Consider the following 6,493-nt stretch of genomic DNA (forward strand, 5'->3'; position numbering starts at 1 on the left):
ACGTCGTCCTTCCCTTTGAGGCCTAAGTTTCTTCGCTTTGGAGCCATCCAAAGCGAAGAAACTTAGGCCTCGAAAAAGGGTGCCGGACGACGCCGCTAGTTCACGCCGCCCTCGCGCTCGCTCAGCGCCTCGATGTCCGAGATCCCGCCACGCTGCCCGACGATCCGGTTGGTGATCCACGTCAGCACCCACAGCACGAGGCCGATCCCGAGGAGCCACCCGGCGATCGTGTAGGTCAGCGGGTCGCGCCCCGTCCACGGGCCCACGAAGAACGCGCAGGCGAGCGCGCCGATGATCGGCAGCACCGTCGGCGCCACGAAGTGCCGGCGGTCGATCGGGTCGCGGCGCAGCACCAGCACGCAGACGTTGACGATGGCGAACACGCCCAGGAGCAGCAGCGCGGTCGTGTCGCCGAGCGCGGCGACGACGTCGTTGTCCGGGTCCCGGCTGACGAAGTAGATCAGCCCGAACGAGATGACCGTGGTCACCAGGATGGCGACCCACGGCGTCTGGCGCCGGGCGCCCACCCGCCCCAGCACGCCGGGCAGCACGTTCTGCTTGGCCATGCCGTACAGCAGGCGGCTGGCCATCAGCATGTTGATCAGCGCCGAGTTGGCCACCGCGAACATCGAGATGAACGGCAGGATGTCGCCCGCCGGGATGCCGGGCGCCGCGGTCTCGACCACGGTGACGAGCGGGGTGTCGCTCTCCGCCAGCACGCCGACCGGCACGATCGCCACGGCGAACAGGGAGACGAGCACGTAGATGACCCCGGTGATGCCGATGCCGGTGATCATCATCTTGGGGAAGTTCCGGACGGGGTCGTGCGTCTCCTCCGCCATGTTCACCGAGTCCTCGAACCCGACCATCGCGAAGAAGGCCAGTGCGGTCGCCGCCGTGACGGCGAAGAACGCGCCCTTGTCGTTGGGGTCCTCGAACACGATGGTCCGGGAGAAGTCGACCTCCCCGGCGAACGCGGCGTAGAAGCCGATCAGGATGACCAGCAGCAGGCCGGACAGCTCGACGAGCGTCAGGAAGATGTTCGCCTTGACGCTCTCGCCTACACCGCGCAGGTTCACCGCGGCGACCACGCCCATGAAGACCAGGGCGATGGTGATCACCAGGGTCGCGTTCGACTCGTCCAGCCCGAAGCCCACCGCGAGGTTCGAGGCGAACGCCCGGGAGGCGGTCGACGCCGAGGTGATGCCGGAGCACATGACGGTGTAGCAGACCATGAACGTCAGCAGGTGCACGCCGAACGCCTTGTGCGTGTAGAGCGCGGCGCCCGCGGCGCGGGGGTACTTGGTCACCAGCTCCAGGTACGAGAAGGCGGTGATCAGCGCGATGGCGAACGCGACGATGAACGGCGCCCAGGCCGCACCGCCGACCTGCGCGGCGACCTTTCCGGTCAGCGCGTAGATGCCGGTACCCAGGATGTCGCCCACGATGAAGAGCAGGAGGAGCTTGGGTCCCATGACCCGCTTGAGCTCGGTGGGTTCCTCACCGAGGGCTGCGTGCTCCTCGGCAGTTGGCTGGCTCATTCCTCGCCTCCGATCTGAGGCGACACGCCTTCGGGTCACCTCCGTGCTCTGCGGGCAGGTTCACCCCTGATCGGTAAAGAGTTCCGTAAAGGACACATCTCGGCAACGGACGCGCCGGAAGTTCTTGACGCTCTGACCTGGCAGGTCTATCTTCCGAAGTATCTGTTTGAACGATTCAAACGGGTGATTCAGGTCAATGCCGACCGCCCGCAGAGCTCGACGGAGAGACATGCAGAACGCCGCACCGACGCTGCGCCTGGAAGGGGTCGCCAAGTCCTTCGGACCCGTGGCCGCGCTCCGCTCCGGCACCCTGGTCGTCCAGCCCGGCACCATCCACGCGCTCGTGGGCGAGAACGGCGCGGGCAAGTCCACGCTGGTCAAGATCGTGGGCGGCGTGCACCGCCGCGACGCCGGCGTGGTCGAGCTCGACGGCGAGCCCGTCGACTTCAGCGGCCCCGCCGAGGCCAAGGCCGCCGGGGTCGCCGTCATCCACCAGGAGCCCGCGAGCTTTCCCGACCTGACGGTCGCCGAGAACATCTACCTGGGCCGGGAGCCGCTCGGCCGGTTCCGCCGCATCGACCGCCGCGCCATGCGGGCCGGCACCCGGCAGCTCTTCCGCGACCTCGGCGTCGACCTGGACCCGGATCGCCCCGCGGAGGGCCTGTCCATTGCCGACCAGCAGATCGTCGAGATCGCCAAGGCGATCTCCCTGGACGCCCGGCTGCTCGTCATGGACGAGCCGACGGCGGCGCTCAGCGCCGTCGAGGTGCGCCGGCTCTTCGCGGTCGCCCGCGGCCTGCGTGACGCCGGCCACGCCGTCGTCTTCATCTCGCACCGCCTCGACGAGGTCGCCGACCTCTGCGACACCGTCACCGTGATGCGCGACGGCGAGCACGTCTCCACCGACCCGGTCGCCGACGTGACGTCCGGCGAGCTGGTGCGACGCATGGTGGGCCGCGCCGTCGCAGACCTCTACCCCAAGGTGCCGAGCACCCCCGGCGAGGTGGTGCTCCAGGTCGAGGGGCTCGAGTCCACGGGCACCTTCCACGACGTGTCCTTCGACGTGCGCGCGGGCGAGATCGTCGGCCTCGCGGGCCTGGTCGGGGCCGGGCGCAGCGAGATCGCCCGGGCGGTGTTCGGCGTCGACCGGTACGACGCCGGGCGCGTCGTCGTCGGCGGGCGGGCCCTGCGCCCGGGCGACCCGACCGCGGCCATCGCCGCGGGCCTCGCCCTGGTCCCCGAGGACCGGCGGCTGGAGGGCCTGGTCACCGAGTCCTCCGTGGCCCGCAACGTCTCGGCCGTCTCCCGACGGCGCCTGGCACGCCTCGGCATCCTGCTGCCCGACGCCGAGGCGCGCCTCGCGCGCGACTGGTCCGGCCGGCTGGCGGTGAAGGCCGGCGCGCTCGACGCGGTGGCCACGACCATGAGCGGCGGCAACCAGCAGAAGGTCGTCCTCGCCAAGTGGCTGGCCACGGGCCCCAAGGTGCTGATCGTCGACGAGCCCACGCGCGGCATCGACGTCGGCACCAAGGCCGAGGTGCACCGGCTGCTGTCCACGCTGGCCGCCGAGGGGCTGGCCGTGCTCATGATCTCGTCCGAGCTGCCGGAGGTGCTGGGCATGGCCGACCGTGTGCTCGTGGTCCGCGAGGGGCGGATCGCCGCCGAGCTGAGCCGGGCCGAGGCCACCCCCGAGGTCGTGATGCGGGCCGCGACGCCGGGCGCGTCGGCCGGGCAGGAGGGCGCGGCATGAGCGTCCTGCTGCGCCGCCGCGAGGCCGGCATCGCCCTCGCCCTCCTGGTCGTGATCGGCGTGACCACCGCCATCCAGCCCGGCTTCCTGCTCAGCTCCGGCGGCTTCCGCGACCTGCTGCTCACGCCCGCGATCCTCGTGGTGCTCGCCGTGGGCCAGGCGGTCGTGGTCATCACCCGCAACGTCGACCTGTCCGTGGGCTCCGTGCTGGGCCTGACCGCCTACCTCACCGGCCGCCTGTTCATCGAGGCGCCCGACCTGCCGATCGTCGTGGTGGCGCTCGTCGCCGTCGCGGCCGGGGCGGTGCTCGGCCTGGTCAACGGGTCGATCGTCGCGTTCGCCCGCGTGCCGGCGCTCGTCATCACGCTCGGCACGCTGTACGTCTACCGCGGCATCGCGCTGACCTGGGCCGGCAGCGACCGGATCGACGCCGGCGACATGCCCCGGTCGTTCCTCGCGCTGGGCACCAAGCAGGTCCTCGGCATCCCCGTGCTGACGATCGTCGCCGCCGTCGTGCTGGCCGTCGTCGCCTACTACATGTACACGGCGCGCGGCGGCCGGCAGCTCTACGCGATCGGGTCCGACCCCGACGCCGCCGAGCTGCAGGGCCTGCCCGTGCGCCGCCGCCTGCTCGGGGCGTTCGCCCTGGGCGGGGCGCTCGCCGGGCTGGCCGGCGTCATGTTCGCCGCCCGGTACGGCACCGTGTCGTCCGGCGCCGGGCTCGGCATCGAGCTCCAGGTCGTGGGCGCCGTCGTGGTGGGCGGCGTCGCGATCTTCGGCGGCAGCGGCACCGTCGCCGGCGCCGCGCTCGGCGCGATGCTGCTGCTCACCATCAACCGGGCCCTGCCCGTGGTGGGCATCCCCGACTTCTGGCAGCGCGCCGTGGTCGGCGCGCTCATCATCGGCGCCATCGCGCTGGACCGAGTGCTTGCCCGACGGCGGTCGCACCGCCTCGCGGCCGAACGCGACACCGACCAACCCGGCGAAGGCGGACCGGCCGACCGCGAGGAGGCGAACCGATGAGGACCCACGCCCGCCCCTGGTGGCAGCGCGCGCTGCTCACCCGCGAGATGCTGACCGTGCTGATCCTGGTCGCCGCCTGGGTGGTCGCGTCCGCGACCGTGCAGGGCTTCGACGGCCCGCTCACCATCACCTACCTGGTGCTCGACGTCGCCCCCGTGCTGCTCATCGCGCTGCCCATGACGCTGATCATCGCCACCGGCGAGATCGACCTGTCCGTGGCGTCCGTCGTCGGCCTGTCCAGCGTCACCTTCGGGCTGCTGCACCAGGCCGGCGCCGACCTGTGGCTCGCGCTGCCGGCCTCCGTGCTGCTCGGCGCGGTGTGCGGCGCGCTCAACGGGGCGCTCGTCGCCTACGGCGGCCTGCCGTCGCTCGCGGTCACCATCGGCTCCCTCGCCCTCTACCGCGGCCTCGCCGTGGGCCTGCTGGGCACCACCGCCGTCACCGACTTCCCCGAGTCCTGGACCGACGGCGCCACCGAGAAGCTGGGGGAGTCGCCCTGGCCGGCGATCACCCTCGGGCTGGTCCTGCTGATCGCCGTCTTCGCCGTGCTGCTGCACGCCACCCCGTTCGGCCGGAACGTGCTCGACATCGGCCGCAGCAGCGAGGCCGCCCGGTTCTCCGGCGTCGACGTCAAGCGCACCCTGCTCATCCTGTTCGTGCTGTCCGGGGCGGTCTCGGCGCTCGCGGGCGTCTACTACACGCTCCGCTACGGCAGCGCCCGCGGCGACAACGCGACCGGCCTGGAGCTGCAGGTCGTGGCGGCGGTGCTGCTGGGCGGGGTGTCGATCTTCGGCGGCCGCGGCGCCATCCACGGCGTGGTCGCGGGCGTGCTGCTGATCGGCGTGCTCGGCAGCGCCCTGCGGCTGGAGGGCGTCACCGTCAACGTCATCAACATCGTGATCGGCACGGCGCTCGTCGTGTCGGTGGTCGCCCCGCGCATCGCGGGGGGCCTCAGGGTCCGACGGCGCTCGTCCGCCGGGCACGGAAGCTAGGGAGACGAACGATGAAGCTCACATCTGTGCTCGCGGCCGGCACGGCCGCTGTACTGGCGGTCGGCCTGGCCGCCTGCGGCTCCGGGGGCGACGGCGGGGACGGTGGTGACGGCGGCGCGAGCGGTGCGTCCGGCGACGTCACCATGACCATGCTGCCCAAGAACCTCGGTAACCCGTACTTCGAGGCGTCGACCGCCGGGGCCCAGGAGGCGGCCGGCGAGCTCGGCGCCACCGTCGAGGAGGTAGGGCCGGACACGGCGTCCCCCGACTCGCAGGTCCCGTTCATCAACACCGCCGCCCAGCAGGGCGTCAGCGCGCTGATCGTCTCGGCCAACGACCCGACGGCGATCGGTGACGCGCTCGACGAGGCGCGGTCGGCGGGCACCAAGGTGGTCACGTTCGACTCCGACACCGAGCCCCAGTTCCGCGACCTGTTCGTCAACCAGGCCTCGGCCGAGGGCATCGCCGACAAGCAGCTCGAGCTCATCTCCGACCAGATCGGCGGCGAGGGCGAGATCGCCATCCTGTCGGCGTCGGCCAACGCGACCAACCAGAACGCGTGGATCGCGATCATGGAGGAGAAGCTGGCGTCCGACTACCCGGACATCAAGCTCGTGGAGACCGCCTACGGCGACGACGACGACCAGACGTCGTTCGACAAGACCGCGGCGCTGCTGCAGTCGCACCCGGACCTGAAGGGGATCGTCTCGCCCACGACCGTCGGCATCGCCGCGGCCGCGCGGTACGTCTCGACGTCCGAGTACAAGGGCAAGGTCGCGGTCACCGGCCTCGGCACGCCCAACCAGATGCGCGAGTACGTCGAGGACGGCACCGTCGAGGCGTTCGCGCTGTGGAACCCGACCGACCTGGGCTACCTGGCGACCGAGGCCGCCGCGGCCCTGGTGGCGGGCGACATCACGGGTGCGGAGGGCGACACCTTCGAGGCCGGCCGCCTCGGTGAGTACACCGTGGGGGCCGACGGCGTGGTCGTGCTCGGCGAGCCGTTCGTGTTCGACAAGAGCAACATCGACGACTTCGACTTCTGAGTCGTCGCGGGGCTGTCGCCGTCGGGCTCCGACCGGCCGCGGCTGCCGTCGTCGGGCCGACTCGGTGAGCCGGGCCTGGTGCCTCCCCTTCGAGGCCTAAGTTTCTCCGCTCTGGGATCTTCCAGAGCGGAGAAACTTAGGC

At 71.5% G+C, this 6,493-nt stretch carries 5 protein-coding genes; 4 read left to right on the forward strand and 1 reads right to left on the reverse strand.

Annotated elements, in window-relative coordinates:
• Nucleotides 1–95: 95 nt before the first annotated feature.
• Nucleotides 96–1,541, reverse strand: coding sequence for an APC family permease (locus tag ACFU5G_RS28345; RefSeq protein WP_377252189.1), 1,446 nt, complete (start codon nucleotides 1,539–1,541; stop codon nucleotides 96–98).
• A 229-nt stretch (nucleotides 1,542–1,770) separates the two neighbouring features.
• Between ACFU5G_RS28345 and ACFU5G_RS28350 the strand changes: the two genes are divergently transcribed.
• From ACFU5G_RS28350 to rhaS, 4 genes are read left to right on the forward strand one after another with little or no spacing between them, the layout of a single operon-like run.
• Entirely contained in the window at nucleotides 1,771–3,291 is a 1,521-nt protein-coding gene (locus ACFU5G_RS28350) for a sugar ABC transporter ATP-binding protein (RefSeq protein ID WP_377252191.1), read from the forward strand.
• Complete coding sequence (locus ACFU5G_RS28355) at nucleotides 3,288–4,313, forward strand: ABC transporter permease (RefSeq protein WP_377252193.1); 1,026 nt, start codon at nucleotides 3,288–3,290, stop codon at nucleotides 4,311–4,313. The genes ACFU5G_RS28350 and ACFU5G_RS28355 overlap by 4 nt, the downstream gene beginning before the upstream one ends.
• Nucleotides 4,310–5,305 carry an ABC transporter permease gene (locus ACFU5G_RS28360; protein ID WP_377252195.1) on the forward strand — a complete coding sequence of 332 codons (996 nt, stop codon included), beginning with the start codon at nucleotides 4,310–4,312 and terminating at the stop codon, nucleotides 5,303–5,305. The genes ACFU5G_RS28355 and ACFU5G_RS28360 overlap by 4 nt, the downstream gene beginning before the upstream one ends.
• A gap of 11 nt (nucleotides 5,306–5,316) precedes the next feature.
• Nucleotides 5,317–6,351, forward strand: a complete 1,035-nt coding sequence (gene rhaS, locus ACFU5G_RS28365) for a rhamnose ABC transporter substrate-binding protein (protein WP_377252197.1) — start codon at nucleotides 5,317–5,319, stop codon at nucleotides 6,349–6,351.
• The last annotated feature ends 142 nt before the right edge of the window (nucleotides 6,352–6,493 follow it).

This window comes from Promicromonospora sp. NPDC057488 (assembly GCF_042802395.1).
In the GTDB taxonomy this organism is placed as follows: Bacteria; Actinomycetota; Actinomycetes; order Actinomycetales; family Cellulomonadaceae; genus Promicromonospora.